Origin of the sequence: Xanthomonas sp. NCPPB 3761 (assembly GCF_041475705.2) — a bacterium.
In the GTDB taxonomy this organism is placed as follows: domain Bacteria; phylum Pseudomonadota; class Gammaproteobacteria; order Xanthomonadales; family Xanthomonadaceae; genus Xanthomonas; species Xanthomonas phaseoli.
Map to the genome: position 1 here is coordinate 1,267,261 of NZ_CM191262.1, position 24,561 is coordinate 1,291,821.

At 66.1% G+C, this 24,561-nt stretch carries 26 protein-coding genes, 2 tRNA genes and 2 other RNA genes; 19 read left to right on the top strand and 11 right to left on the bottom strand.

Annotation, left to right across the window (positions count from 1 at the left end; all coding sequences use genetic code 11):
• Window positions 1-486 precede the first annotated feature (486 nt).
• Entirely contained in the window at window positions 487-1,662 is a 1,176-nt protein-coding gene (locus ACCQ00_RS05575) for a transglycosylase SLT domain-containing protein (RefSeq protein ID WP_039574190.1), read from the bottom strand.
• On the bottom strand, window positions 1,659-2,426 hold the full coding sequence (gene gloB / locus ACCQ00_RS05580; protein ID WP_039584276.1) for a hydroxyacylglutathione hydrolase: 768 nt from the start codon (window positions 2,424-2,426) through the stop codon (window positions 1,659-1,661). Before gloB ends, ACCQ00_RS05575 begins: the two co-directional genes overlap by 4 nt.
• Window positions 2,427-2,438: 12 nt before the next feature.
• Between gloB and ACCQ00_RS05585 the strand changes: the two genes are divergently transcribed.
• From ACCQ00_RS05585 to dnaQ, 3 genes are read left to right on the top strand one after another with little or no spacing between them, the layout of a single operon-like run.
• Window positions 2,439-3,095 (top strand): class I SAM-dependent methyltransferase, encoded by a 657-nt coding sequence (locus ACCQ00_RS05585; RefSeq protein ID WP_372354080.1) that lies wholly within the window; start codon window positions 2,439-2,441, stop codon window positions 3,093-3,095.
• Between the two features lie 29 nt (window positions 3,096-3,124).
• Window positions 3,125-3,577 (top strand): ribonuclease HI, encoded by a 453-nt coding sequence (gene rnhA / locus ACCQ00_RS05590; RefSeq protein ID WP_017158126.1) that lies wholly within the window; start codon window positions 3,125-3,127, stop codon window positions 3,575-3,577.
• A gap of 8 nt (window positions 3,578-3,585) precedes the next feature.
• Window positions 3,586-4,320, top strand: coding sequence for a DNA polymerase III subunit epsilon (gene dnaQ, locus ACCQ00_RS05595; RefSeq protein ID WP_039574183.1), 735 nt, complete (start codon window positions 3,586-3,588; stop codon window positions 4,318-4,320).
• 130 nt (window positions 4,321-4,450) lie between these two features.
• On the opposite strand, the gene ACCQ00_RS05600 is transcribed toward dnaQ, so the two are convergent.
• Entirely contained in the window at window positions 4,451-5,155 is a 705-nt protein-coding gene (locus ACCQ00_RS05600) for a PP2C family protein-serine/threonine phosphatase (protein WP_003483822.1), read from the bottom strand.
• 196 nt (window positions 5,156-5,351) lie between these two features.
• On the opposite strand from ACCQ00_RS05600, the gene ACCQ00_RS05605 reads away from it, so the two are divergent.
• The 3 genes from ACCQ00_RS05605 (at window position 5,352) to ACCQ00_RS05615 (ending at window position 6,423) form a co-directional block, all read left to right on the top strand.
• Window positions 5,352-5,442, top strand: a tRNA-Ser gene (locus tag ACCQ00_RS05605).
• Window positions 5,443-5,638: 196 nt separating this feature from the next.
• Window positions 5,639-5,759, top strand: a non-coding RNA gene (locus ACCQ00_RS05610) — RtT sRNA.
• A gap of 259 nt (window positions 5,760-6,018) precedes the next feature.
• On the top strand, window positions 6,019-6,423 hold the full coding sequence (locus tag ACCQ00_RS05615) for a DUF6165 family protein (RefSeq protein ID WP_017158129.1): 405 nt from the start codon (window positions 6,019-6,021) through the stop codon (window positions 6,421-6,423).
• Between the two features lie 210 nt (window positions 6,424-6,633).
• Here ACCQ00_RS05615 and ACCQ00_RS05620 read toward each other — a convergent pair whose 3' ends face one another.
• Window positions 6,634-7,683 (bottom strand): glycosyltransferase family 9 protein, encoded by a 1,050-nt coding sequence (locus ACCQ00_RS05620; protein WP_039572917.1) that lies wholly within the window; start codon window positions 7,681-7,683, stop codon window positions 6,634-6,636.
• A gap of 20 nt (window positions 7,684-7,703) precedes the next feature.
• Between ACCQ00_RS05620 and ACCQ00_RS05625 the strand changes: the two genes are divergently transcribed.
• The 7 genes from ACCQ00_RS05625 (at window position 7,704) to ACCQ00_RS05655 (ending at window position 11,816) form a co-directional block, all read left to right on the top strand.
• Entirely contained in the window at window positions 7,704-8,453 is a 750-nt protein-coding gene (locus ACCQ00_RS05625; protein WP_017158131.1) for a 3-deoxy-D-manno-octulosonic acid kinase, read from the top strand.
• Window positions 8,453-9,202 carry an MBL fold metallo-hydrolase gene (locus ACCQ00_RS05630; protein ID WP_017158132.1) on the top strand — a complete coding sequence of 250 codons (750 nt, stop codon included), beginning with the start codon at window positions 8,453-8,455 and terminating at the stop codon, window positions 9,200-9,202. The genes ACCQ00_RS05625 and ACCQ00_RS05630 overlap by 1 nt, the downstream gene beginning before the upstream one ends.
• Entirely contained in the window at window positions 9,202-10,233 is a 1,032-nt protein-coding gene (gene moaA, locus ACCQ00_RS05635) for a GTP 3',8-cyclase MoaA (protein WP_039572915.1), read from the top strand. Before ACCQ00_RS05630 ends, moaA begins: the two co-directional genes overlap by 1 nt.
• A 159-nt stretch (window positions 10,234-10,392) precedes the next feature.
• Complete coding sequence (locus tag ACCQ00_RS05640) at window positions 10,393-10,608, top strand: hypothetical protein (protein ID WP_372354139.1); 216 nt, start codon at window positions 10,393-10,395, stop codon at window positions 10,606-10,608.
• Between the two features lie 25 nt (window positions 10,609-10,633).
• Window positions 10,634-11,131 carry a cyclic pyranopterin monophosphate synthase MoaC gene (gene moaC, locus ACCQ00_RS05645; protein WP_017159642.1) on the top strand — a complete coding sequence of 166 codons (498 nt, stop codon included), beginning with the start codon at window positions 10,634-10,636 and terminating at the stop codon, window positions 11,129-11,131.
• Window positions 11,128-11,373 carry a MoaD/ThiS family protein gene (locus ACCQ00_RS05650; protein WP_017158136.1) on the top strand — a complete coding sequence of 82 codons (246 nt, stop codon included), beginning with the start codon at window positions 11,128-11,130 and terminating at the stop codon, window positions 11,371-11,373. The genes moaC and ACCQ00_RS05650 overlap by 4 nt, the downstream gene beginning before the upstream one ends.
• Window positions 11,370-11,816 (top strand): molybdenum cofactor biosynthesis protein MoaE, encoded by a 447-nt coding sequence (locus tag ACCQ00_RS05655; RefSeq protein ID WP_039572912.1) that lies wholly within the window; start codon window positions 11,370-11,372, stop codon window positions 11,814-11,816. The genes ACCQ00_RS05650 and ACCQ00_RS05655 overlap by 4 nt, the downstream gene beginning before the upstream one ends.
• A 163-nt stretch (window positions 11,817-11,979) precedes the next feature.
• Here the strand turns inward: ACCQ00_RS05655 and ffs are convergent.
• An RNA gene (gene ffs / locus ACCQ00_RS05660) (signal recognition particle sRNA small type) lies at window positions 11,980-12,076 on the bottom strand.
• 71 nt (window positions 12,077-12,147) lie between these two features.
• A tRNA-Ser gene (locus ACCQ00_RS05665) sits at window positions 12,148-12,240 on the bottom strand.
• Between the two features lie 236 nt (window positions 12,241-12,476).
• Here ACCQ00_RS05665 and dnaX point away from each other — a divergent pair.
• The 4 genes from dnaX to ACCQ00_RS05685 all read left to right on the top strand — a co-directional run bounded on the left by dnaX (window position 12,477) and on the right by ACCQ00_RS05685 (window position 16,035).
• Window positions 12,477-14,558, top strand: coding sequence for a DNA polymerase III subunit gamma/tau (gene dnaX / locus ACCQ00_RS05670; RefSeq protein ID WP_372354081.1), 2,082 nt, complete (start codon window positions 12,477-12,479; stop codon window positions 14,556-14,558).
• A gap of 6 nt (window positions 14,559-14,564) precedes the next feature.
• The gene (locus tag ACCQ00_RS05675) at window positions 14,565-14,885 is read left to right on the top strand and encodes a YbaB/EbfC family nucleoid-associated protein (RefSeq protein WP_039572908.1); all 321 of its coding nucleotides are present in this window, start codon (window positions 14,565-14,567) and stop codon (window positions 14,883-14,885) included.
• Window positions 14,886-14,985: 100 nt separating this feature from the next.
• Window positions 14,986-15,579, top strand: coding sequence for a recombination mediator RecR (recR, locus tag ACCQ00_RS05680; RefSeq protein WP_011346623.1), 594 nt, complete (start codon window positions 14,986-14,988; stop codon window positions 15,577-15,579).
• Window positions 15,580-15,684: 105 nt separating this feature from the next.
• The gene (locus ACCQ00_RS05685; RefSeq protein ID WP_017155799.1) at window positions 15,685-16,035 is read left to right on the top strand and encodes a histidine triad nucleotide-binding protein; all 351 of its coding nucleotides are present in this window, start codon (window positions 15,685-15,687) and stop codon (window positions 16,033-16,035) included.
• A gap of 117 nt (window positions 16,036-16,152) precedes the next feature.
• On the opposite strand, the gene ACCQ00_RS05690 is transcribed toward ACCQ00_RS05685, so the two are convergent.
• Genes ACCQ00_RS05690 through ACCQ00_RS05705 form a run of 4 tightly spaced genes read right to left on the bottom strand, consistent with a single transcriptional unit; the run spans window position 16,153 to window position 20,543 of the window.
• A complete protein-coding gene (locus ACCQ00_RS05690) occupies window positions 16,153-16,686 on the bottom strand; it encodes a Slp family lipoprotein (RefSeq protein ID WP_017155798.1) in 534 nt (177 codons plus the stop codon).
• Window positions 16,683-18,635 carry a transglutaminase TgpA family protein gene (locus tag ACCQ00_RS05695; RefSeq protein WP_017155797.1) on the bottom strand — a complete coding sequence of 651 codons (1,953 nt, stop codon included), beginning with the start codon at window positions 18,633-18,635 and terminating at the stop codon, window positions 16,683-16,685. The genes ACCQ00_RS05690 and ACCQ00_RS05695 overlap by 4 nt, the downstream gene beginning before the upstream one ends.
• Window positions 18,628-19,584, bottom strand: a complete 957-nt coding sequence (locus tag ACCQ00_RS05700) for a DUF58 domain-containing protein (RefSeq protein WP_039572905.1) — start codon at window positions 19,582-19,584, stop codon at window positions 18,628-18,630. The genes ACCQ00_RS05695 and ACCQ00_RS05700 overlap by 8 nt, the downstream gene beginning before the upstream one ends.
• Before the next feature lie 5 nt (window positions 19,585-19,589).
• Window positions 19,590-20,543, bottom strand: a complete 954-nt coding sequence (locus ACCQ00_RS05705) for an AAA family ATPase (RefSeq protein ID WP_039572903.1) — start codon at window positions 20,541-20,543, stop codon at window positions 19,590-19,592.
• Window positions 20,544-20,581: 38 nt separating this feature from the next.
• On the opposite strand from ACCQ00_RS05705, the gene ACCQ00_RS05710 reads away from it, so the two are divergent.
• Window positions 20,582-22,450 (top strand): glycosyltransferase family 39 protein, encoded by a 1,869-nt coding sequence (locus tag ACCQ00_RS05710; protein WP_039572901.1) that lies wholly within the window; start codon window positions 20,582-20,584, stop codon window positions 22,448-22,450.
• A gap of 845 nt (window positions 22,451-23,295) precedes the next feature.
• Here ACCQ00_RS05710 and ACCQ00_RS05715 read toward each other — a convergent pair.
• Window positions 23,296-23,871 carry a Maf family protein gene (locus ACCQ00_RS05715; protein WP_039572898.1) on the bottom strand — a complete coding sequence of 192 codons (576 nt, stop codon included), beginning with the start codon at window positions 23,869-23,871 and terminating at the stop codon, window positions 23,296-23,298.
• A 111-nt stretch (window positions 23,872-23,982) separates the two neighbouring features.
• Between ACCQ00_RS05715 and ACCQ00_RS05720 the strand changes: the two genes are divergently transcribed.
• Window positions 23,983-24,492 (top strand): YceD family protein, encoded by a 510-nt coding sequence (locus ACCQ00_RS05720; RefSeq protein ID WP_039572894.1) that lies wholly within the window; start codon window positions 23,983-23,985, stop codon window positions 24,490-24,492.
• The last annotated feature ends 69 nt before the right edge of the window (window positions 24,493-24,561 follow it).

Consider the following 24,561-nt stretch of genomic DNA (forward strand, 5'->3'; position numbering starts at 1 on the left):
CGGGAGTTGCGCTTGCAGTGCGCCAATCGCGGGGTTGTCGGCTAGTCACCTGACGATGTGGCAGTCGCCGCCTTTAACGCTCGATTGTGCGATGGTGCGCGCGGGCAGGGGTCCTGAAAGACATGCGAGGTGTACCGCCGATGATCTCCGGTGGCCGGGTCAGTTGAATGGCTAGGCACGATTGACCTAACGGGGAGCATCGCCAACGTCATGGCGCGCATTGCGTGGAGGTCTGCAGGCTTCGACTTTTGTCGGAGCTCAGCTTGCACGCCTAGCGCCAGGTCGGTTCCCCGGCGCGACACCCGCTAGGTGCTAGCTGTGCGTCTGCAACCCAGGTCACACTCGACATCCATCTTTCGCGACCGAAGCGGCCCGACCAAGACGGCTGGGTTGGTGAGCGAAGTTCAGGATGGACGCGCTCATACTGCTGGCCGCCTGCCTGCGCCCACGACGACGTTCAAGGTGCGCCGGCCCTCGGCGCGTCACTCAGGGCGAATCGTCGAACGACAGCACCATGCCAGGCTTCAGGATGGCGCTTTTGTCCAGGCCGTTGGTGGCGAGCAGGGTCGTCACGGTGATGCCATAGCGGCGTGCGATCGCCCAGGCCGATTCGCCATTGCGCACGGTGTGGGTACGTGCCGGCGAGGTCGACGCTTTGCTAATTGCAGAGGCGACGGCGGTCGGTGCCGCAGTGCTGGCGGCGCCAGTTCCAGTCTGGGCAGATGCGACCGCGGCGCTATTCGCGCCGGGCTGCGGCGGCGCAAGCGGCGCAAGCACGTGCACACCGCGCGGCGCAGCGCGTGCGCCAGCGAGGGCGGGATTCAGGCGCGCGAGTACTTGCGGCTCGATCGCGCGCTGTCCAGCCCAGGCGTTAAGGCTGGTGCCTGCCGGCAACGCATGTTCGGTGAGGACGGGTACCTCGCGATCCAGCGAGGTCAACAGGTTGCCCTGCTGTTGCGCGTGATCCAGCACGCAGGCAAGTGCGTGCAGTTTTTCCACATAGTCGTAGGTGACCTTGGACATGCCCGGCAATTCGGACGGGCGTGCGTTTTGCGCGTTCATCCCGGCGCTGCGCATTGCCTGCAGCACGCGGTACTCGCCGGCGTTGTAGGCCATCAGGGCCAGGCGCCAGTCTCCGCCGAACATGCCGTAAAGGGTTTTGAGATAGCGCACCGCCGCAGTGGTGGAGTCCACTGCCGACAGGCGTCCGTCGTATTGCGCACTGACCGGCACCTGGTGGTTGCGCGCGGTGGTCGCGATGAATTGCCACAGGCCGGCAGGACCGCTGCCGTTGCGGGCCCCCGGGCGGTAGCCGCTTTCAACGAATGGAATCAGCGCAAATTCGGTCGGCATGTCGGCCTTGCGCAACTCTTCGACGACATAACCGAAGAGCGGCAGGACATCCTGTGCATCGTCTGCCAGGCGGGCCGGGGCGCGCGAAAAATGCTGTTCCCAGCGGGCATCGCTATGCGCACTGTCGCAGCCGGGGTCGGCGCGGCCGTCGAGGAAGGCCGAAAAAATCTCGCGCCCGTTGCGGAGGCTGGGCGCGCTGGCTTGCGCGACCTGGCTACTTGCGGGGGCGGAGCTTGCGTCGTTGGGCGATGCGGCTGCCGGTGCAATGGCCGAACAGGCGGCCAGCACTGCCAAAACCAGGCGCCTCATGCGCGAAATTCGTCTTTCCAGCGCCGAAGTTCGGCGAAAACATCAACTTCGGAGGAAAGCGCGCCGGGTGCGCGCGTTGTCACTGCAGCGCGGATCTCGGGGCGGCCGGTGCGTAAGAACGGATTGGTGGCCAGTTCACTCTTGAGCGAAATCGGCAGGGTAGGACGGGCTGCATGACGCATGGCCTGGGCTTCCTGTTGACGGCGCTGCAAGGCAGCGTTGGTGGGATCGACGTGCAGCGCGAAGGCCGCGTTGGCCATCGTGTATTCGTGGCCGCAACACACAAGCGTTTCGCCAGGCAGGCAGGCCAGGCGCTGCAACGAGTCGAACATCTGGGGAGCGGTACCTTCGAACATCCGCCCACAGCCTAGGCTGAACAGGGTATCACCGCTGAACAGGTGACCGTCAGCGACGAAGGCGATGTGGCTGCGGGTGTGGCCGGGCACTTCGAGCACCTGGAACTCGACATCCAGCAGGCGCAAACGCTCGCCGTGACCCACCCGATGCGCGTCCGCCGGGATGCGTTCGTCGGCCGGGCCGAACAGCTCCAGGTCCGGCCAGCGCTGCTGGAGCTCGGCAACGCCGCCGATATGGTCGCCGTGGTGGTGGGTCAGCAGGACAGCGCTCGGCACCAGGCCCTGGTGCTGCGCGGCCGCCAGGACCGGCTTGGACTGACCGGGGTCGACAATGATGGCGCGGCCATCTGCAGCGATCAGCGCCCAGATGTAGTTGTCGTCGAATGCGGGCAGGGCGATCAGTCGCATAGAATTGGGACCATGCCTGCCCCGCCATTCTCCCGTCAAGCTGGCGTCTCATCCTGGTTTGAAACCGGCGCCGGGCGTGGCCTGCTTCAGCTGGAGCGTCGTCTGGCGTTGGAAGCGCTCCAGACACGGCCGTCGCAGCCGTGGTTGTGGCTGACGCCGACCGCCGACATGCCTGCGCGCGAGCTGCTGCAAGGGCGCGGTTTGCGGCTGCATCGCAGTGCCGGCCGCTTTGCTGGCGACGCACGCTGCGCGCTGCCATTTCCGCTGCCCACCGAGAGCCTGCAGGCGATCGTGGCGCAGCATGCGGTAGTTGGTGGGGCAGCGGATTTTCTGGCCGAATGCGAGCGTTTGCTGATGCCCGGCGGCCGTCTATGGCTGTTCACGCTCAATCCGATGAGCCCCTACCGCTTCCGCTGGGCGCGGCGCGGGCCGGTCGCGTTGCGCCCGGATCGCTGGCGCCTGCTGGCACAGCGTGCCGGTCTGCACAGCCTGCAGGCGGAGCGCTACCTGGGGCCGATCTGGCGCCCCAGCGGCGAGTCCACCGACCCCGGTCGGGCACCCTGGCGCGCGGTGTACCTGCTGGAAGTTGAAAAGCGCGCTGCCGCAGCGATCGGGCCGACACCGATTGCCCTGCCTGCCCGCTGGCCACAACCGGTGGCCACGATCTGACCCGTTTTTACGTTCAACTCTGGAACCTGATGAAATCCATTGAAGTGCATACCGATGGCTCCTGCCTCGGCAACCCCGGCCCGGGCGGCTGGGCGGCCTTGTTGCGTTACAACGGCCGCGAAAAGGAGCTGGCCGGCGGTGAGGCGGTGTCGACGAACAACCGCATGGAATTGATGGCGGCGATCATGGCGCTGGAAACGCTGACCGAGCCGTGCCAGATCGTGTTGCATACCGATTCGCAGTACGTGCGCCAAGGCATCACCGAATGGATGTCGGGATGGGTGCGGCGCAACTGGAAAACCGCCGGGGGCGATCCGGTCAAAAATCGCGAGTTGTGGGAGCGGCTGCACGCGGCCACCCAGCGCCATCGCATCGATTGGCGTTGGGTGAAAGGCCACAATGGCGACCCGGACAACGAGCGCGTCGACGTGCTCGCCCGCAATCAGGCCATCGCCCAGCGCGATGGTCTTGCGACATCGTAAGAGGACACATGCGTCAGATCATTCTCGATACCGAAACCACCGGCCTGGAGTGGCGCAAGGGCAACCGCGTCGTCGAAATCGGCGCGGTGGAGCTGCTGGAGCGGCGCCCGAGCGGCAACAATTTCCATCGTTACCTGAAGCCCGACTGCGATTTCGAACCGGGCGCGCAAGAGGTGACCGGGCTGACCCTGGAATTTCTGGCCGATAAGCCGCTGTTCGGCGAGGTGGTGGACGAGTTTCTTGCCTATATCGACGGCGCGGAACTGATCATCCACAACGCCGCGTTCGACCTCGGGTTTCTGGACAACGAGCTGTCACTGCTGGGCGATCACTACGGGCGCATCGTCGAGCGCGCCACGGTGGTGGATACCTTGATGATGGCGCGCGAGCGCTATCCGGGGCAGCGCAATTCCCTGGATGCCTTGTGCAAGCGTCTGGGCGTGGACAACTCGCATCGCCAGCTGCACGGCGCCTTGCTCGATGCCCAGATCCTGGCCGATGTGTATATCGCGCTGACCTCGGGCCAGGAGGAGATCGGGTTTGCCAGTGCCGATGCCGGCCAGCAGAGCGAAAGTGCGAGCGGCATGATTGCGTTCGACCCGGCGCTGCTGTTGCCGCGTCCGCGCGTTGCGGTGACCGCTTCCGAATCGCAGGCGCACGAGGCACGCCTGGCGCAGCTACGCAAGAAGGCAGGGCGTGCGTTGTGGGATCCGCCGGTCGAGGAGATTGCGGTCGCCGGCTAGGCGGCGATAAGCAATAGGCGAGTGGCAGGCGACGTTCTCAGGCGTAGCTCGCCCAGCCGCTCGCGACGCGCACTGCGCGGATCAAGATGCAAAGCGGCTGTTGAAATGCTCCAGCAGCGCGAGGTGTGCCTCAGTAACTGCGCACCAGGATCGCGGTGATGTTGTCCGAGCCGCCGCCATCCAATGCGGCAGCGACCAGGCATTCCACGCACTCCTGCGCGCTGCAGTCGGCCTGCGACAACGTGGCAGCGATGGCGGCATCGTCCACCTCTTCGGTCAGGCCGTCGCTGCACAGCAACAGCTGCATGCCGGATTTGAGTTCGCCTTGCATGATGGCGACATTCAGATGCGCCGGGTCGGTCACGCCGAGTGCCTGGGTCACCACGTTGCGATGCGGGTGCGCGCGTGCCTGCTCGCTGGTCAGCGTGCCCTGGGCGATGAGCTCCTGGACGTAGCTGTGGTCCTGGCTCAGCTGCGCCAGCCGGCCATCGCGCCACAGGTAGGCGCGGCTGTCCCCGACCCAGGCCACTTCGAAACGCTGGCCCAGCACGCGCGCGGCGACCACGGTGGTACCCATCGGCAAGGTGTCGTTGCAGCGGCGCGAAGTCTTGATGATCTCTTCGTCGGCGATGCGTACCGCCTGGGCCAGCGGGGTACCGGCGCGGACTTCTCGCACGATGGTTTCGCGCGCCAGTGCGCTGGCCACTTCCCCGCAGGCATGCCCCCCCATACCGTCGGCGACCAGCCACAATCCCAGCTCGCTGTCGCCGTAATAGGTGTCCTCGTTGAGGTCACGGCGCAGGCCGACATGGGTGAGGTGTCCGAATTCGAGCATGGGGCCGGGTCGCCAAGGAGAAGATGCGCCACCATCATCGCGGGCCGGCCGGTTAGCGGCAACACGCCACGCGCGGGCGCCGCAGCACCGGTTCACGCCTGGATGCGGGCAGGCACCGTCTGCGCCGGCCCGGGCCGCTTGTGGCTGGGGCCATGTGCCCGTATGATGCACGGCCCCAGGACACTGGGGACCATCTGGAGAGGTGGCAGAGCGGTTGAATGTACCTGACTCGAAATCAGGCAGGCGTTTATAGCGCCTCGGGGGTTCGAATCCCCCCCTCTCCGCCAGATTGAGGCGAGCAGTTGTGCCAGTGCCGCGTGAGTTTCGCCGGCGGCATTGGGGGGATGAGAAGCCCCGGGTTCGACAGGCAGCGCAGCTGCCTGCACGGCGAAGCCGCCCGCAGGGCGAAGGCACGTAGTGCCGAGTGAATCCCCCCCTCTCCGCCAGATTGAGGTGAGCAGTTGTGCCAGTGCCGCGTGAGTTTCGCCGGCGGCATTGGGGGGATGAGAAGCCCCGGGTTCGACAGGCAGCGCAGCTGCCTGCACGGCGAAGCCGCCCGCAGGGCGAAGTCACGTAGTGCCGAGTGAATCCCCCCTCTCCGCCAGATTGAGGCGAGCAGTTGTGCCAGTGCCGCGTGAGTTTCGCCGGCGGCATTGGGGGGATGAGAAGCCCCGCGTTCGACAGGCAGCGTAGCTGCCTGCACGGCGAAGCCGCCCGCAGGGCGAAGGCACGTAGTGCCGAGTGAATCCCCCCTCTGTCGCCAGATTCGCATCAGCCCCCGCAAGGGGGCTTTTGTTTATGTGTGGCAGTCGCCGGCCGCGGCGATGACTACAATCCGCCCGATCCCCCGTTGGAGGCCTGTCATGTCCGAGATCCTGGTGCCCGTGTCTTTTGGTGAGCTGCTCGACAAGATCGCGATCCTGCAGATCAAGTCCGAGCGCATGCGCGATGCGGCCAAGTTGGCCAATGTGCGCAACGAGCTGTCTGCGCTGGAAACCAGCTGGATGGCGCATCCGGCCGCCGGGCACGACATCGTGCGCCTGCGCGCCGAGCTCAAGGCCGTCAACGAGCGGCTGTGGGTGATCGAGGACGACATCCGCCTCAAGGAGCAAGCGCAGAGCTTCGACGATGCCTTCGTGCAGCTGGCGCGCAGCGTGTATATCGAAAACGACGAGCGCGCGCGCATCAAGAAGGAAATCAACCTGGCGCTGGGTTCTGCGTATGTGGAAGAAAAGTCCTATCAGGACTATCGCGCTACCGGCGTCTGAGCATGTTGACGGTTTGATCGCGCGGGTGGTCTGACAGCCCGAGTTGTTGCAGGAAGCGTATCCGCTCGATCGCACGCCCATTGGTGCGGGCGCCTCTGCAATTTGCCCGGCGCCTGATCGCCGAGCAGATTCAGGGCCAGTGATGAAGGGCTGGCTGCGTCGCCTTTGCGCCAACCGTGTGGCAGTCCGGCGGCGATTGATCGCCGATCTTCAACGCCGATGGTCGGCGCGATAGCGCTCAAAGGCGGCAATCGCGTCATCCACGGTGATCAGCGACATCACCTCGTCGAATTCGATCTTGGTTCCCCAGCTCAGCTGGTCGGCCGGTTTTTGCAGGAATTTGCGCGCGGCGTCGTCGTAGCGGTCCACGCAATAGCGCACGTCCGAATACGGGCCGCTCCGTCGCGGGTTGCTGGCGGCATGCAGGCCGAGCACCTTCGTGCCCATCGCATTGGCGATGTGCATCGGCCCCGAATCCGGCGTGACCACCAGATCCGCGCGGGCGAGCAGGGCGGGCAGCTGCTTGAGCGTGTCCTTGCCAACCAGGTCCAGCACCGGCGCATGCGCGTTGGCGATGATGGCGTCGGCGGTGCTGCGTTCCAGATCGCTGCGGCCGCCGCACAGCACGATCCGCCAGCCCTGCGCGGCGGCATGGTCGGCCAGCGCGGCATGGCGATCGGGATACCAGTTGCGACGCGCGTGGCTGGAGCAGGGTGAGATCATCAGCACCGGGCGACCATCGTCCTGCCACTGAGCCTGCGCCCAGGCGTGTGCGTCCTCGGGCACCGGCAGATCCCAGCGCACCTGGTTTTGGCGCAGGCCCAGCGGCTCGGCAAAGCTGCCGATGGCGTCGAGCACATGGATGCCGGGTCGATCTGCGATGCGCTCGTTGACGAACAGGCCGTGCAGGTCCTTGGAGCGGCTGCGGTCGTAGCCGATGCGTCGCCGCGCCGGCACGAAGGCCGACAGCACATTGGCGCGAAAGGCCACCTGCATCTGCAGCAAGGCATCGAAGCGGCCCAGCGGCGCCAGCGACCGGCGTAGCGCGCGCATGCCGGCCACCCCGCTGCGTTTGTCGTAGGCGTGGAATTGCACGCCGGGCAGGCCATCGAGCAATTTCAGCCCGGCCTTGTCGATGATCCAATGCAGTTGGGTTCCAGGAAGCCCCGCCTGCAACGTGCGTACCAGTGGCACCACATGGGTGACATCGCCCAGGGCGGACAAGCGCAGCAAACACAGCGATGCGGGCGTTACAGCCATGGTGTTGTTAGACTCGATAGATGGTTTCTTTCGATGCCACCGAAGCGCTGGCGCCGTACCGCGAAGGTCGCGGTTATGGCGCCATTTTGTTCGACCGCGAACGGCTGCGGCAAGCCGATGCCAGCCTGTTTTCGCCGCAATCGTGGGGCGACAGGGCGCGCCCGGTGGACGCAGGCGGGCGTGGCGGCGCGTGGTTCGTGGATGCGCCATTCGGCCATAGCGTGTTGCGGCAGTACCTGCGTGGCGGCATGGCCGCACGCGTGAGCCGCGATCGCTACCTGTGGAAAGGGGCAGGGCGCACGCGCAGTTTTGCCGAGTTCCGGCTAATGCGCGAACTGCTCAAACGCAAGCTGCCGGTGCCGCGTCCGTTGGCCGCCTGTTATCTGCGCGAAGGCTTGGGCTATCGCGCTGCGCTGTTGATGGAGCGGCTGGAAAACGTGCGCTCATTGGCCGACCACGCCCAGGTCGCCGGCCGCGGTGCGCCATGGGAGGCGACCGGCCAGCTGATTGCACGCTTCCATCGCGCTGGCCTGGATCACGCCGATCTCAACGCACACAACATCCTGTTCGACGCCGGCGGGCATGGCTGGTTGATCGATTTCGACCGCGGCGTGCTGCGCATTCCGGCCACGCGCTGGCGCGAGCGCAACCTCAAGCGGCTGCATCGCTCGCTGTTGAAGCTGCGCGGCAACCGCAGCCGCGAGGACGTCGACAAGGACTATGCGCGCCTGCATCGCGCCTACGAACTGGCCTGGGGCCGGGGCTACTGATGGACTGGGGCTTGCGCGTGCAGGGCGTTGGCAATGCGTCGGCGGTGGCGCTTGGCTCGCCGATGGCCACGCTCGAGCGCGCCGGTGCGCCCTGGCTGACCATCGATTGCGGCAGCGAGGGCCTGACTGCCTATCAGGCCCACTATGGCCAGCTGCCACAAGCAATCTTCATCACCCACGTGCATCTGGACCATGTCGGCGGCCTGGAACGGGTGTTTGTCGACAGTTATTTCTCCGAGCGCCGCGGACGCACGCGCCTGTACGTACCGGCGGCGGTCGTGCCGCTGCTGCAGCGGCGCATCGCCGATTACCCCAACGTGCTGGCCGAGGGCGGGGCGAACTTCTGGGATGCGTTTCAGCTGGTGCCGGTTGGCGATGCGTTCTGGCACGACGGCGTGCGGCTGGAAGTGTTCCCGGTACGCCACCACTGGCCCGAGACGGCTTACGGATTGCGTTTGCAAGGGGCGCTGGTCTGGACCGGCGATACCCGGCCGATCCCGGAAATGCTGAAGCGTTATGCCGACGATAACGAACTCATCGCACATGACTGCGGCGTTCACGGCAACCCGTCGCATACTGGCGTGGACGATTTGGAGCGGGAATACCCGCAGGACCTGTTGAGCCGCATGCTGCTGTACCACTACGCCAGCGACGCCGACGGCGATGTGCTGCGGGCACGTGGCCACCGCGTTGCCGTGCCCGGGCAATACCTCGTGCTGGCGAACCCGACCGCCGTGACGGTGCCCTGATGGGCGCCTTGCGGCTGCCGGATCTCGTGACGGCGCCGATGCAGGACCGCTATGGTCGCCCGCTGCGCGATCTACGCCTGTCGGTGATCGAAGCCTGCAATTTCCGCTGCGGGTACTGCATGCCGGCCGATCGCGTGCCCGACGATTACGGCTTCGACGCTCAGCAGCGCTTGAGTTTCGATCAGCTGGAAACCCTGGTGCGTGCCTTCGTTTCGGTCGGGGTCACCAAGGTGCGCCTGACCGGCGGCGAGCCGCTGCTACGGCGCGATCTGCCGAGCCTGATTGCGCGGTTGACCGCGATCAAGGGCATCGACGATCTGGCGCTGACCACCAACGGCACCTTGCTGGCCCGCCAGGCCGTCGCGCTGCGGCAGGCCGGGCTGCGCCGCATCACCGTCAGCATGGATGCGCTGGAGCCGGCGTTGTTCAGGCGCATGAGCGGCGATCGCGGCGAGATTGCGCAGGTGCTGGCCGGCATTGCTGCCGCCGAGCAGGCCGGTTTCCAGCGGCTGAAGATCAATTGCGTGGTACAGCGTGGTGTCAACGAAGATCAGGTGCTGCCGCTGGTGGAGCACTTCCGCGGCACCGGGCATGTGCTGCGCTTCATCGAATTCATGGACGTGGGCAGCTGCAATGGCTGGACCCCGGATGCGGTGGTGACCTCCGCGCAATTGCACGAGCGCATCCACGCGCGCTGGCCGTTGGTGGCACTGGACGCCAATTACACCGGTGAAGTCGCGCAGCGCCACGCGTTTGCCGATGGCGCCGGCGAAGTGGGCTTCGTCAGTTCGGTCAGCGTGCCGTTCTGCGGCGATTGCCAGCGCGCACGCGTTTCGGCAGACGGGCATCTGTATACCTGCCTGTTCGCCAGCCAGGGGCATGACCTCAAGCCGGCACTGGCCAACGGCGAGCCTGCGTTGGCAGCGCATCTGCGGCAGCGCTGGGGTGTGCGTGGCGACCGCTACAGCGAAGTCCGCGCCTCGGTGCCACGGCGCGGCAAGCCGGTCGAGATGTTCTTGATCGGCGGATGAGCGAGGACGTGCGGCTGGCGCAGCTGCGTGTCCTGTAACTGCGTCTGCTTGATCCGCACCTGCGTACCAATGTGCAGGTGGTGGAAAGCGCTGCTGGATCAGGCGTTTGTCGAGTTCGGTAAGCCGGCCGTCGGTACGTGCGCAGTGGGCGATCGCGACTTGCGTGCACCCGGTATTGCTGCCGAGTACCAGGTCGATGGCGTCGAACGCACGCGGCTGGCGCCGGGTCTGGCGCAGTTGCGCGATCGGTCGATAGCGCGTCGGCAGGAGATTGAGCGGCAGGCCTTGCGCAGCCCGCAGTGGCGAAACAACGCTGCTGGATGGCGGCTGCTGTTCCACCAAGGCACCCCGTTCACCGAGAATGCCGCATCCTGATGGCCTGTCTTCGCGTCGCTTCCCAATGCCTGCAAACTCCCGTTCCGCCCGCCTGACCCACCTCGACGATGCGGGGCTTCCCACCATGGTGGATGTCTCGGATAAGGCGGTCACCGCCCGTAGCGCCACCGCGGAAAGTCGTGTGCGCTTTCCGGCTGCCGTGGCCGCACAGTTGCGCGCCAATGGCTTGCGTAGCGCCAAGGGCGGCATCGTGGAGACGGCGGTGATTGCCGGCACCATGGCGGTCAAGCGCACGCACGAATTGATTCCGTTCTGCCATCCGCTACCGATCGATGCCTGCCGTTTCGAGATCGATTGGGCGGGCGAGCAGGTGCTGGACATCCGTTGCACGGTGCGCTGCGTACATCGCACCGGTGTGGAAATGGAGGCGCTCACCGGCGCCAGCGTGGCAGCGTTGACGGTGTATGACATGTGCAAGGCGTTGTCGCACGGCATGAGCATTGGTCCGACCAAATTGGTGTCCAAGCGCGGCGGCAAGCGCGACATCGGAGCGGCGCAATGACCGCCACGGTGACGGTGCTGTATTTCGCCAGCCTACGCGAGGTTGCAGGCATTGCCGACGAGCGTGTGCAGACCGGCGCGCAGGATCTGCGCGGCCTGTATGCAGAACTCGATGCGCGACATGGCCTGCGCTGGACCCCTGCGCAGTTGCGTGTGGCCGTGGATGGCGCATTCGCGCGCTGGGAAGATGCGCTGCGTGATGGCAGCGAAGTGGTGTTTATTCCGCCGGTGTCGGGAGGTTGAGCGTGAGCGAGCAGGGTGTTGCGATCTTTGCGCTTTCCGAGGTGCCGTTGCCGGTCGATCAGCTGCGTGCCGGGGTGGAACATCCGCATGCCGGAGCGTTCGCCAGCTTCGAAGGCTGGGTGCGCGATCACAACGAGGGCCGCGGCGTGGCCGGTTTGCGCTACGAAGCCTATGCCGCGCTCGCACAGGCCGAAGGGCAGCGCGTTCTTGACGAAGCAATGCAGCGATTCGCCATCGTGCACGCGCATTGCGTGCATCGCGTGGGCGAGCTGCGTATCGGCGACATGGCAGTGTGGGTCGGCGTCAGTGCGGCGCATCGTGGCGCCGCATTCGATGCGTGCCGCTACATCATCGATGAGGTCAAGGCGCGCGTGCCGATCTGGAAGCACGAGCATTACCTGGAAGGCGACGCGGGTTGGTTGCACCGCCAATCGCAGCCGTAGCAGGCGGATCCGGATCCGGCGCGCACCCGCGCGTGAGCCGGCGACCGGCGTTGCATAAGCGCACAGCGCAGCACGAGCTGACTGCTGCTTGTCGCTCGATCAAACGCGCGCAAGCCGAAGATCCGGCCAGCTCGCCTGGAGTCTTTCGAAAGTTGGGGTGGTGTCCCCGCCGGTTGACCTCGGCGCCCGCATCAATCGATACCGTTGCTGCCTTCCGGCCCTGGCGGGATTTTCGATCTAGCGTCGCGAGGGACCGACGGGGCCACCATAAGACGTGGGCCACGATGCCGTGGCCCTGGACCCGTGCAATCAGCTTGCAGAGTCATGAAACTGGCGGAGAGAGGGGGATTCGAACCCCCGAAGCGCGGTTTAGACGCTTACACACTTTCCAGGCGTGCTCCTTCAACCACTCGGACACCTCTCCGTACCTGCCGTGCGACCGGGTCGTCGGCAGGAGCGGGATTCTAGCCGCCGCAGGCGCCATTAACAAGGTAAAGGATCCGGCGGTCCGGCATGACCGCGTCCGCGCAGGCGTTTGGCCGGCCATCGCTGCTGTCCGGCCGTCCTCCGGTGGGTGGCGGCGCCGGAGCACCACGGCCGCTGAACGATCAACTTGACGCGCCATGGCACAATATCGGCTCAAACAAAGCCGGTTGCCCGATGTCTTATCTCGTTCTCGCCCGCAAGTGGCGCCCGAAGCGTTTTGCCGAACTCGTAGGCCAGGAACACGTGGTCCGCGCGCTCAGTAACGCGCTCGACAGTGGGCGTGTGCATCACGCGTTCCTGTTCACCGGCACCCGTGGCGTGGGCAAGACCACCATTGCGCGCATTTTCGCCAAATCGCTCAATTGCGAGACCGGCACCAGTGCCGATCCGTGCGGGACGTGCCCGGCCTGCCTGGACATCGACGCCGGGCGCTACATCGACCTGTTGGAGATCGATGCCGCGTCCAACACCGGCGTGGACGATGTGCGCGAGGTGATCGAGAACGCGCAGTACATGCCCTCGCGCGGCAAGTTCAAGGTCTACCTGATCGACGAAGTGCACATGCTGTCCAAGGCGGCGTTCAATGCGCTGCTGAAGACGTTGGAAGAGCCGCCCGAGCACGTGAAGTTCCTGCTGGCCACCACCGACCCGCAGAAATTGCCGGTGACGGTGCTGTCGCGCTGCCTGCAGTTCAACCTCAAGCGCCTGGACGAAGACCAGATCCAGGGCCAGATGACCCGCATCCTGGCCGCCGAGCAGATCGAATCGGACCCGTCGGCGATCGTGCAGCTGTCCAAGGCGGCCGACGGCTCGCTGCGCGATGGCCTGTCGCTGCTGGACCAGGCCATCGCCTACGCCGGCGGTGCGCTGCGCGAGGATGTGGTGCGCACAATGCTGGGCACGGTGGACCGCACCCAGGTCGGCGCGATGCTGCAGTCGTTGGCCGATGGCGATGGCGCGCGCCTGTTGCAGGTGGTGGCCGCGCTGGCCGAATTTTCGCCCGATTGGAGCGGCGTGCTGGAGGCCCTGGCCGAGGCATTGCACCGGGTGCAGGTGCAGCAGCTGGTGCCGTCGGTGGCCTTTGTCGGCGACGGCATCGACCCGACGCCGTTTGCGGCGCAGCTGCGGCCGGAAGTGGTGCAGCTGTGGTACCAGATGGCGCTCAACGGGCGGCGCGACCTGTATCTGGCGCCCAGCCAACGCGCCGGTTTCGAAATGGCAGTACTGCGCATGCTTGCCTTCCGCCCCGCAGCGGCGGTGCCCGCTGGCGGCTCGGATGACGGGCGCGGAGCCAGCGCAGGCGGTGGCGCGCGTTCGACCGCTGCCGGCGGCCAGGCTGCTGCGCCGGCAGCGGTAGCGCCGGTGACGGCTGCGCCCGCCGTAGTGTCCGCGCCTGCTGCGGTGACCGCCACGATGCCCGCTGCGGCAGTGGAGGCGTCCTTGCCGGCATCAGCGACCCAGGCAACCCCGACTCCGGCTGCGGCTCCCGTCGTCGTGCTTCCCTCTCAAGCGCCTCCTCCGACCGGCCGCACGTCGGCAGCCAATGCGCGTAATGACGACACGCCGCCGTGGGCCGTGGACGATGCACCGGTGCGGGCGCAGGCCGCGCCGGCGCACGACACCATGGCCGTGCTTGCGCCCGAAGCGGCGATGGCTCCGCCGTCTGCGCCCGCCGAGCTCGCGCAGCCCGATGCGATTGCGTCTGACGCTGCGGTGGAAGCTCCGGCTTCGCTTGTCGTGTCATTGCCGGTCGCGCTGGTCGATCCCTCATCGTTTGAAGAGCCAGCGCTGGTTGCGCCACCCACAACGGCCGCGCCCGCATCGGACTCGGCAACCGACGCGACGGCCCTGCTCGATGACGGCCGCATCGCCGATGCCGAGCAATGGCTGGAGCTGGTCACGCGCAGTGGCTTGAATGGCCCGTCGCGCCAGTTGGCCGCCAACGCCGCCTTTATCGGCCATCGCGATGGCGTGCTGCGGCTGGCGCTGGCGCCGGGCTTCGAATATCTCCACTCCGAGCGCTCCATCGCCAACCTTGCGCAGGCGCTGGCACCGGTGTTGGGAAATCCGCCGCGCATCGTCATCGAAACCGGTAGTGCCGATGTCGAAACCTTGCACGAGCGTGCCAACCGGCAGAAAGGCGAGCGCCAGAGCGCGGCCGAAACAGCCTTCATGAACGACCCGACGGTGCAGTTGCTGATCCAGCAGCAAGGCGCGCGTATCGTGCCCGATTCCATCCGCCCTTACGACGAGTAACGACCCATGCGTGGAAATATTGCCCAACTGATGCAGCAGGCGCAGAAGATGCAGGAGAACCTGCAGCGCGTCCAGGAAGAACTGGCCAAGCTGGAAGTCACCGGCACCGCTGGCGGTGGCATGGTCAGCGTGACGCTGACCGGCGCCAAGGAGTGCCGCAAGGTGCGTATCGACCCGAGCATCCTCTCCGACCAGGAGATGGCCGAGGATCTGATCGCCGCCGCCTTCAACGACGCCTCCAACAAGATCGACGCCGAATCCAAGGACCGCATGGGCTCGGCGACTGCCGGCATGCAGTTGCCGCCGGGCATGAAGCTGCCGTTCTGATCGAGGGGAATTCGGGAGTCGGGATTGGAGATTCGCTAGAAGCGACGTCGCTTTTGCATTCGCGAATCCCCAATCTCGACTCCCCAATCCCGGCCGCCCCATGTCCACTCTGCTCGAACAACTGATCGAGGCCTTCCGGGTATTGCCCGGCGTAGGCCAGAAATCGGCGCAACGCATGGCCTATCACGTGCTCGAGCGCGAGCGCGAGGGCGGGCGTCGGCTGGCCGCGGCCTTGGGCAACGCGGTGGAAAAGGTCGGGCATTGCGTGCAGTGCCGCGATTTCACCGAATCGGAAATCTGCACCATTTGCGCCAGCAGCAGCCGCGATCGGCAGCAGCTATGTGTGGTGGAGTCGCCGGCCGACCGCCTGGCGATCGAGCACGCCACCGGCTACCGCGGGCTGTATTTCATTCTGCAAGGGCGCCTGTCGCCGCTGGATGGCATCGGCCCGCGCGAACTGGGGCTGGATCGGCTCGGCGAACGGCTGGCTGCCGGCGAAGTGACCGAAATGATCATCGCCACCAACGCCACGGTCGAAGGCGAAGCCACGGCCCATTACCTGGCGCAACTGGCGCGCCAGCACGCAGTACGCCCGAGCCGGCTTGCCCAGGGCATGCCGCTGGGTGGCGAGCTGGAGTATGTGGACCGCGGCACCCTGTCGCATGCCTTCGGCACCCGCAGTGAGGTGCTTTGAGGGCGGGGAATCGCGAATGGTGAATAGGGAATCGGAGAAGCAAAGTCAGAAGCACGCGCGGTAAGCTTTTGCGATTCCCCAATCCCGATTCCCTATTCCCATCCCATGTCTGACACCCTCTTCGGCAAAATCATTCGTCGCGAAATTCCGGCCACCATCGTTTATGAAGACGACGAGGTGCTGGGCTTCCAAGACATCGCGCCGCAGGCGCCGGTGCATGTGCTCTTCATTCCCAAGCAGCATGCCTTTCCGACCCTGGACGATGTGCCACCCGAGCAGGCGCTGCTGGTTGGCAAGCTGGCAATCGCGGCGGCGACCTATGCGCGTGCGCAAGGCTTGGCGCAAGACGGCTACCGCATCGTGATGAATTGCCGCGAGCATGCCGGCCAGACGGTGTTCCATATCCATCTGCATCTGCTGGCCGGTGCGCCGCTGGGCCGCTTCGGCACGCCATGATGCGTCGTTGGATCACGCGTGGCGCGCAAGCCGCGTCAGGCGGCGATCGTCGCGCAGAGACAAAAACGCCGCTCCCTGCGAGCGGCGTTTTTGCGAGCAACGCAGGTTAGCGGCGCATTACCACCAGCCGCGGCCCCAGCCCCAACCGCCGCCCCAGCGCGGACCCCACGGATCGCCCCACGGGCCATACGGGTAAGCCGGCACGACTTCCACGTCGCGCACGACCGGCCACAGGTAGACCACATCGGCATTGACCTTGGGCAGCTTGTAGTCGTACTCGCCGATCTTGGTGGTTTCGTAGCCGTCGATCTTGCCGATGAAGGTCACTTCACGGCCCGGCTCGAACACCGCCGGATCGTAGAAGCCCGAGCGGCAGGCCAGGAAACGGCCATCGCTGGCATCCACGGCATTACGGTCGGGACGACCGCTGGCATTGAGCGGGCGCGAGATCAGCTCGAAGCAGGTCTGGCCCTGGCCAGGCGTGGTCTTGATGATCTTGCCACCCCAGCGCACGGACGTGCCGACCTGCGCGCTGGCGGTGGAATCGCTCGGACTGACCGCGGGGAACTGGCCCTGCAGCGGCTTGGGTGCGGTGGCGCAGGCTGCGAGCCCGAGCACAGCGATAAGAGGAACAAGAAAACGGGTACTCATGAGGAAGCTCCGGTTCGCGGGCGATGCTGCAGCAAATCTTTCAAGAGAGTGGCGCTGTCCGAATCAGCGCCAGCGTATCGCGCGGCAGCGAAACGTTGGCTGAGTGCCAACAGTGGCGTATTGGGGTGTGCGCGGGCGACACGTTGCGCCCACGCACCGGCCGGTTCGTGCGGTTCACGGGCAAGGCCGAGCTTGCGGTAGCGGCGGCTCAGTCGGTGCCAGGCGCGCAGCAACGGATCGCGCTCACGTTCGCCACGTGCCAGCAGCCAGCCCATCCACGCCAGCGCGCTCGCCGCGAACACGCCGAAGATGGCGGCCAGTTGCGAGGTGTCCAGGCGATCGATGCCGAAGGGTTGCAGCAGCCGTTGCTGGCGGTCGGCGTCGAAGGACAGCACCAGCTCGTTCCAGCCGCGCCGCAGCCAGTCGCTGACCTGGCCCAGGCTGGCCCATGTACCGAGGTCGGCGAAGTCGTTGCCGCCGCCGGCTTGCAGGCGATCTTCGAGCGTGTCGTAGATGCGTTCCGGCGCCACCGCGGCAGTGGGGTCCACGCGTACCCAGCCGCGCCCGGCCAGCCAGACTTCGGTCCAGGCGTGCGCGTCCATGCGGCGTACCACCCAGTAATTGCCCAGCCGGTTGTAGGTGCCGCCGGCGTACCCGGTCACCACGCGCGCCGGGATGCCGGCCGCGCGCATCAGCACCACGAACGAGGAGCTGAAGTGTTCGCAGAAACCGGCCTTTTGCTGGAACAGAAACTCGTCGACGCTGTTGCGGCCGAGCAGCGGCGTGTCCAGCGTGTAGGCGAATTCGCGGGTGATCCACTGCAGCGCGCGCTGCACCACCGCATCGTCGTTGTCGCCGGCCTCGCGACGCCATTGCCGTGCCAGCGTCAGCGTGCGCGGATTGAAACCGGGCGGCAGGGCAAGTGCACGCTTGCGCAACCGATCGGGCAGATCGGTATCGAAGCGCGTTGGCGGTGCCGATTGCAGGTCCCAGCGGGTCAGTGCGCTCAACGGCCGTTGCGCGAACAGTTCGTAGTCCGGGGATAACTCGGCGTTGGGCACGCCCTGGGTAGGCAGATCCAGCGACACCAGCTGGCGGCGATCGGTCGGTTCGTAATCCAGGCGATAACGGTAGGTTTGCGGACCTGCGGTGACCGAAGCGGGCTGGCCGCGGCCGGTCCAGCGCGCGCGCTGCCAGGTGCGGCCGTCGAAGTCCCACATCACCGGGCCGCGCCAGTAGCGCTGTTGCGGCGGCGGCGCCTTGCCGGCGAATTGCACGCGCAAGGCCGGGCTGTCGTCGGCCATCAGGTCGATCCATTCGCCCGGCGACATGTTGTCCGACAGGCCAGGCCGGGAGAGCGCGCGCTCGGGCACGCCCCACAGCGGCGCACTCAGGCGCGGCAGCAACCAGAACGTGGCCAGCGCCAGCGGCACGCCGATGGCAACCAGCTTGCCGATACCACGCAATTGCAGGCGCAGGGCCGGCGTGGCGGCGTGGTGTTCTTCGTCGGCCAGCCGCTGCATGCTCAGCAATGCGCTGACCACTGCCAACAATGCCAGGCCCATCGTTGCCGGGCCCTGGTCGAGCAGAAAGGCGGCAAACGGTGCGAACAACGCAAAACCCAACAGGCTGCGTGCATCGCGCAAGGTACGCAGTTCGGAGGCCTTGATCGCCAGCATCGATGCCAGCACCGCGCAGCCGGTGTCGCGGCCAAAGCGCATGCCGATCTGCCAATACACCGCCGCCAGCATGGCGATCACCAACAACAGCCGCACCGGCGCCATCAAGGTGCCGCGCCAGCTCAGCACGCCGACCAGCACCGCTGCCAACGCGACAGTGGCCGCAAGCAGGCCGGGCAACTGCAACAGCAGCGGCGTCAATGCCAGCCAACTGGTGGCCAGCACCCAGGCGCGGCTGGCCTGGCTGATCGGGAGGGCGGGCTCAGTCATGCGGAAGCAGGGCCAGGGCGCGTTGGCACAGGTGGTGGTGCGACGGTCCTTGTGCGGGACCTAACGGTGGCTGGCCGGGCAGCAGCAGGCGATAACGGCGCCCGTCGCGCTCGGCCAGGTTGACCCAGCGGGCAAGGCGCGCAATGCGGCGCTCGTACGGCAGCGCATTGAGCGCACGCCAGTCCAGCGTGACGTCGACTCCCAGTGGCTGTTCGTATTCGCGCACCAGGAGCGTGTCGCGACGGGCCGAGTGTTTCCAGGAAATCGTGCGCGGGGCGTCGCCAGCGCGATACGGGCGCAGCTGGTGCAGCTCTTCGCCTTGCGCATGCAGGCGCGTCTTGTTGGGCGAGCCCGTCCCATCGGGCAGCGCCGGACCCTGTTCTTCGGGCCTGGGGTAGGCCAGCAATGGCGTTTCCGGCCAGACCCACGACCAGGCGCGCACCAGGCCCAGCGGCTGGGTGCTGGACAGGCGGATGCGCTCGATATCCTGCCAGCCGCGGCGCTCGGTCGGCACCAGCAGATCGACCTCGGCCATGTCGTGCTCGATCAACGCGCAGAAGCCGCTGCTGTCCAGATGATCCAGCCGCAGCCCGCGCCGCGCGCGGGTATCGCGACGCGCCAACGACACCCGCATGCGCAGCGGCTCGCCGGCGACCACCGGTTCGGCCGAGACCGCTTCGATACGCAGCGCCGATAGCTGCAGGTGCGCCATGATGCTGCTGGCGATCCCGGCCGTGGCCAGCAACAGCGCCAGCAGCAGCGCCGGGTTGTTGTTGTAGTTCAGTGCGCCCAGCAGCATCGCCAGCAACAATGCGCTGACGAACAGCCCGAAGCGGGTCGGCAACACGTAGATGCGCCGCCGATCCAGCACGATCGGCAAGCCTTCCGCGCCCCGCGGCCGCGCCAGCAGGCTGAGTCGGCGGACGATGCCGCGCAGGTGCGCACGCACCTGGGTCAGTCCACCGGCACGCTGTGCAGCAACGCCTTGGCCAGTGCCGGCCCGGACGACGATTCGGCTTCCGGCACCAGCCGGTGCCCGGCCACGGCCACGAACAACGCCTGCACGTCTTCGGGCAGCACATGCTCGCGCCCAAGCAGCAGTGCATGGGCCTTGGCCGCGCGCAGCAGGGCGATCCCGGCGCGTGGCGACAGGCCTACGCGCACCCCGGCATGCTGGCGGCTACGCAGCAATAGGGCCTGCACATAGCCGATCAGCGCATCGCTGGTATGGATCTGGTTGACCACCCCGCGCAGCGCGACCACGTCGGCGTCGCTCAGTTGCGGGGCGGCCTGGGCAATCAGTTCGCGCCGATCCGTGCCCGACAGCAGCGCACGCTCGGCATCGGCGCTGGGGTAGCCCAGGCTCAGCCGCAGCAGGAAGCGGTCCAGCTGCGAATCCGGCAGCGGGAAGGTGCCGGACAGATCGACCGGGTTCTGCGTGGCAATCACGAAAAACGGCTCCGGCAAGGCATGCGTCACGCCATCCAGCGTCACCTGCTGCTCGGCCATCGCCTCCAGCAGCGAGCTTTGCGTGCGCGGCGGAGCCCGGTTGATTTCGTCGGCCAGCAGTACGTTGGTGAACACCGGGCCGGGGTGGAACTGGAACTGCCGCGAGGCGGCGTCGTAAACGGACACGCCCAGCACATCGGCCGGCAGCAGGTCGGAGGTGAACTGTACGCGCTGGAAGCCCAGCCCCAGGCTGGAGGCCATCGCATGGGCGAGCGTGGTCTTGCCCAGGCCGGGCAGGTCCTCGATCAATAAATGTCCTCCGGACAGCAAGGCCACGAATGCCAGCCGCACTTCCTGCGCCTTGCCCAGCAGCAGCGAATTGACCTGGTCTTGCGCGCGCCGCAGCGATTGGCGCAGCGCATCGGTTAGCATTTCCGTGGAACGCAGCGGTGTCGACATCACAATTCCGTAGGTGGAAAAGAAGAGTGCACAGGGCAATGCAGGGGGACCAACGCGCACATCGCACCTTCGTGATCCTGTGGACACTGGCGACAGCCGTCAAGCTATTGATCGCCGCACGCTTGCCGCTCTTCGTCGACGAGGCCTTCTACTGGCAGGAAGGCCAGCATCTGGCGGCGGCGTATTCGGATCTGCCGGGCATGACCGCCTGGCTGGCGCGGCTGGGCGTGGAGCTGGGCGGACATCATCTGTTGGCGTTGCGGCTGCCGTTTTTGGCCATTTCTGCGCTGATTCCCTGGTTGATCGCGCATATCGCCACGCGCTGGTTCGGCTCCACGCTGGGGTGGCAAGCTGGCAGCCTGACCTTGCTGATGCCGCTGTCGGCCACGCTGGGCATTCTGGCCGTGCCGGATGTGCCGATGGCATTGGCGGCGGTGTTGTGCATGGACGCCGGTGCGCGCCTGCTGCGCGAGGTCGATGCCACCAGCGCGCTGGAGCTCGCCATTGGCCTGGTCATCGGCGCGCTCAGCCACTACCGCTTTGTCGGGGTGATCGGGGTGGGCTGCATCGCATTGCTGTGCATCCCGCAGGGGCGTGCGGTGATGCGCGACCCACGCATCTGGATGGCACTGACCGTCGGCGCGGTGAGCTGGCTGCCGCTGCTGTTCTGGAATACCGACCACGACGATGCCGGGTTGCGTTTTCAATTGGTCGACCGGCACCCGTGGCGGTTCCAGATCGGCGGGCTGTGGTTCCTGCTGATCCAGACGGTGGCGGTGACGCCGCTACTGGCCTGGGCGATGGTCAAGGTGGGTCTGGCCGGCACCCGCAGCGGTGGCGGCTCGCGCGCGCAATGGCGCTATTTCGGTCTGCTCGGCGGCATTTCGACCGTGGCGATCTTCGTGCTGGGCTTCTTCAGCGATGCCGAGCGGATCAGCTTCCATTGGCCGCTGCCCGGCTATCTGGCGCTGCTGGTGGCAGTGCCGATGATCCTGATGCGGTGGCCGCATGCGCTGCGGCGTGCCGCCTGGCTGCTTGCGCTGCTCGGCATGCTCGGCGCATACGGCTACTACCTGGCGGTGTCGGTGCCGTCGATTCGCGCGCATGCCGCTGGCGAAAAATACTACCCGCGCAACTTCGCCGGCTGGAACGATCTGGCGCATGCGGTCAAATCCCGGTTGGCGCAGATGCCGCCAGGCACGCGCGTGCTGGCAGAAAATTTCAAGGTGGGCGCCGAGCTCGGCTTCCAGTTGCACGACGCCAGGATCGAGGTGCTGCGTGCCGACTTGAATGATAAGCACGGGCGCAGCGCGCAGCTGCAGCAGTGGGGCTTGCTCAGCGATGGCACGCGCACCGGGCCACGGCTGCTGGTGCTCTCGCCCAGCGATCAGCGCTACCGCGATCTGTTGAAGCGCTATCACGCCATCTGCGACATGGTCGGCCCGCTACCGCCACCGACGGTGGTCTCTACCGACCATGGTTATCAGCGCTTCCTGCTGTTCGCACTGCCTGCAAAACGCCAGCCCGGGCCGTGCGTGACCCCGGCGATGGCCTGGATCGACGCACCGCTGCCGAACGTCTTCGTGTCCGGCACGTTTGAGGTGCGTGGCTGGGCCTTCAAGGATGGCGTGGGGCTGGCGAATGTCGAGCTGCTACTCGACGGCCGCCCGGTGGCGAACGCCGACTATGGCAGTGCGCTGGACGTGCGCCCGTATTGGAAAATTTCCAACGACCCACAGCACCCCAACGTCGGTTTCACGGCCACGCTCGACACCCACGCCTTGCCGCCCGGCACGCACTGGTTGGGACTACGTCTGCACGGCCGCGACGGCAGCGTGGAAGATTGGTGGGAGCAACCTCTCACTGTCAGAGATAATGCCCAGTTGCAGCGATCAAGCGCCCACTAGAGCGGTCCGCAAGAGTCGCCACGCTGCTCAAGCAATCTTCTACGTCGTCCTGCTTCTCGGACCGAAGACGTAGCTGTCGGTGAGGAGTTGCAACCTGTCAGAGGTAACGGGCGAACCAAAAACGGTTGGTCGCGCTGGCGGTCGCTAAAATGCACCCACAGGCCATGTGCTTGGCTCCCCGTCGTGAGACGGCCGCTGCTAGCCGACAAGGCAATGAAGGAAAAGCAATCGCCGCGCAAATATAAGGCTTTATCCAGCGACTCCGGCGACCGGCTGGGAGCAGGCCGGGCTTAGGGCAGGCTCTCGCACCAGCTGCTGGTTGGTGCCAAGTGGTTCTATTGAGTGGTCGGCGTGCTGGCAATGGTCGTTGTCGCCCAGGGTGCTCTCTGCCGATCCATGGCGATTCGCAAACAACCTCCTGAGCCAGCCTTGGCCACGGACTGTACTTGCGGTGGGACAACGGACATCGTGAGGTCTTGCCCAACCTGCTGCGTCTTGCCGAGCTCAGATGGTTTTATCGAGATCAATGGCTGCAGATTCGGGTGGGTGTTGCGTCGGCGTTGCTGGCAGTGTGGATGCTGCGATGTCTGGTTCAAACTGAGCGTCTGGGTGCTACGGCATACGCCGCCGGACTGATTGGAACCCTGAGTGTCTTCTGGCTGGGAACGAACGGGCATTGGCGCATGCAGACGTTGCTCCCTCATGTCTTCGTGCTCCCAGGGTAAGAGGTAACCCCTGGTTTTTGGGCTTGCCTTCGCGTCTGGTGGTTCAAGCGGTTGACTCGATTCTGGCGCCCTGATTGCAAACGAGGTCTTGCGTTCTATTGGGTCATCGCTGTCGATCACTCAAGGCAGGTCAAATTCCGCTTGTCGTAACAACCGCGCCAGTGCAATCAGCGGCAGGCCCACCAAGGCGGTGGGGTCTTGCGAGCGGATCGCGTCGAACAGGCTGATGCCCAGGCCTTCGCATTTGAAGCTGCCGGCGCAATCCAGGGCCGGTTCGGCGTCCAGGTAGCGTTCGATCTCGGCGATGGTCAGCGCGCGGAGCTGCACCTCGGTCAGGTCCAGTGCGTGCAGCTGGCGTTCCGGGCCGACCAGGCTGACGGCGGTATGGAAGCGCACGGTTTGGCCGGACATGGCAGTCAGCTGCATCCGGGCACGCTCGCGCGTGCCGGGTTTGCCCAACGCCTGGCCGTCCAGGTCGGCGACCTGGTCCGAGCCGATCACCCAGGCGGCCGGGAAGCGGGCTGCCACCGCGGCGGCTTTTTCCACAGCCAGGCGGCTGGCCAGTGCGCTCGGGGATTCGCCCGGCTGTGCCTGCTCATCGACCTCCGGCCGGACGGTGTCGAACTCGAGCTGCAGGCGCCCGAGCAGCTCGCGCCGATAGACAGACGTGGAAGCAAGGATCAGGCGTGGCATCATGGCGCGCTACCGGGGTGGGCAGGGGAGTCTGCCGTTCCGCGGCCCATGCGGCAATCGCGTGAATGGGGTCATTTGACAGGGCTGCCGCGGGTCTTTAACATTCTGCGGCTTATGTCCGCGAACGTGCCCGAAATGCTGGATGCTTGGCGGATGGTCGCAGCGCGCAGGCGCTTCGATGGCCGCATCCCGCTCTCTGCGATGACCCGTCTGCAGGGAAGTCTTGTCGATACCGACGGCGAATGTGTCTATTCGCTTCAATTCGATCAAGACCCTCTGCTCAAGGTCGCCTATGTCGAACTCAGTATCGATGTGGAGCTTCCGCTGGCCTGCCAGCGCAGCCTGCAACGCTTTCTGTACCCGGTGCAAATCAGACAGCGTCTTGGTTTGATCCGTGACGAGGCCGACGAAGCTGCATTGCCGGCCGAGTACGAAGCGTTGCTGGTGCCGGAAGATGGCATGCTGCGGGCGGTCGACATGATCGAGGACGAACTGGTGCTGTCAGTGCCAGTGGTGCCGGTGGCGCCGGATAGCGAAGCGATCGACGCCGAATGGGTTCCGACCCAGGAAGAGCAAGACAAGGCCAGTCCGTTCGCGGCGCTGGCAGCGTTGAAGAAACAGTAACCGCCGCTGTTAAGGGCGGTAAGACAGGTCGAGGCGGGCGTAGAGCGTGCTGTTCGACTCAACAGACAA

Bases quoted from the DNA above. Each gene is read 5' to 3' on its own strand.
- ACCQ00_RS05575 (WP_039574190.1), bottom strand. From the start codon at position 1,662: ATGAGGCGCCTGGTTTTGGCAGTGCTGGCCGCCTGTTCGGCCATTGCA.
- gloB (WP_039584276.1), bottom strand. From the start codon at position 2,426: ATGCGACTGATCGCCCTGCCCGCATTCGACGACAACTACATCTGGGCG.
- ACCQ00_RS05585 (WP_372354080.1), top strand. From the start codon at position 2,439: ATGCCTGCCCCGCCATTCTCCCGTCAAGCTGGCGTCTCATCCTGGTTT.
- rnhA (WP_017158126.1), top strand. From the start codon at position 3,125: ATGAAATCCATTGAAGTGCATACCGATGGCTCCTGCCTCGGCAACCCC.
- dnaQ (WP_039574183.1), top strand. From the start codon at position 3,586: ATGCGTCAGATCATTCTCGATACCGAAACCACCGGCCTGGAGTGGCGC.
- ACCQ00_RS05600 (WP_003483822.1), bottom strand. From the start codon at position 5,155: ATGCTCGAATTCGGACACCTCACCCATGTCGGCCTGCGCCGTGACCTC.
- ACCQ00_RS05615 (WP_017158129.1), top strand. From the start codon at position 6,019: ATGTCCGAGATCCTGGTGCCCGTGTCTTTTGGTGAGCTGCTCGACAAG.
- ACCQ00_RS05620 (WP_039572917.1), bottom strand. From the start codon at position 7,683: ATGGCTGTAACGCCCGCATCGCTGTGTTTGCTGCGCTTGTCCGCCCTG.
- ACCQ00_RS05625 (WP_017158131.1), top strand. From the start codon at position 7,704: ATGGTTTCTTTCGATGCCACCGAAGCGCTGGCGCCGTACCGCGAAGGT.
- ACCQ00_RS05630 (WP_017158132.1), top strand. From the start codon at position 8,453: ATGGACTGGGGCTTGCGCGTGCAGGGCGTTGGCAATGCGTCGGCGGTG.
- moaA (WP_039572915.1), top strand. From the start codon at position 9,202: ATGGGCGCCTTGCGGCTGCCGGATCTCGTGACGGCGCCGATGCAGGAC.
- moaC (WP_017159642.1), top strand. From the start codon at position 10,634: ATGCCTGCAAACTCCCGTTCCGCCCGCCTGACCCACCTCGACGATGCG.
- ACCQ00_RS05650 (WP_017158136.1), top strand. From the start codon at position 11,128: ATGACCGCCACGGTGACGGTGCTGTATTTCGCCAGCCTACGCGAGGTT.
- dnaX (WP_372354081.1), top strand. From the start codon at position 12,477: ATGTCTTATCTCGTTCTCGCCCGCAAGTGGCGCCCGAAGCGTTTTGCC.
- ACCQ00_RS05675 (WP_039572908.1), top strand. From the start codon at position 14,565: ATGCGTGGAAATATTGCCCAACTGATGCAGCAGGCGCAGAAGATGCAG.
- recR (WP_011346623.1), top strand. From the start codon at position 14,986: ATGTCCACTCTGCTCGAACAACTGATCGAGGCCTTCCGGGTATTGCCC.
- ACCQ00_RS05685 (WP_017155799.1), top strand. From the start codon at position 15,685: ATGTCTGACACCCTCTTCGGCAAAATCATTCGTCGCGAAATTCCGGCC.
- ACCQ00_RS05690 (WP_017155798.1), bottom strand. From the start codon at position 16,686: ATGAGTACCCGTTTTCTTGTTCCTCTTATCGCTGTGCTCGGGCTCGCA.
- ACCQ00_RS05695 (WP_017155797.1), bottom strand. From the start codon at position 18,635: ATGACTGAGCCCGCCCTCCCGATCAGCCAGGCCAGCCGCGCCTGGGTG.
- ACCQ00_RS05705 (WP_039572903.1), bottom strand. From the start codon at position 20,543: ATGTCGACACCGCTGCGTTCCACGGAAATGCTAACCGATGCGCTGCGC.
- ACCQ00_RS05710 (WP_039572901.1), top strand. From the start codon at position 20,582: ATGCAGGGGGACCAACGCGCACATCGCACCTTCGTGATCCTGTGGACA.
- ACCQ00_RS05715 (WP_039572898.1), bottom strand. From the start codon at position 23,871: ATGATGCCACGCCTGATCCTTGCTTCCACGTCTGTCTATCGGCGCGAG.
- ACCQ00_RS05720 (WP_039572894.1), top strand. From the start codon at position 23,983: ATGTCCGCGAACGTGCCCGAAATGCTGGATGCTTGGCGGATGGTCGCA.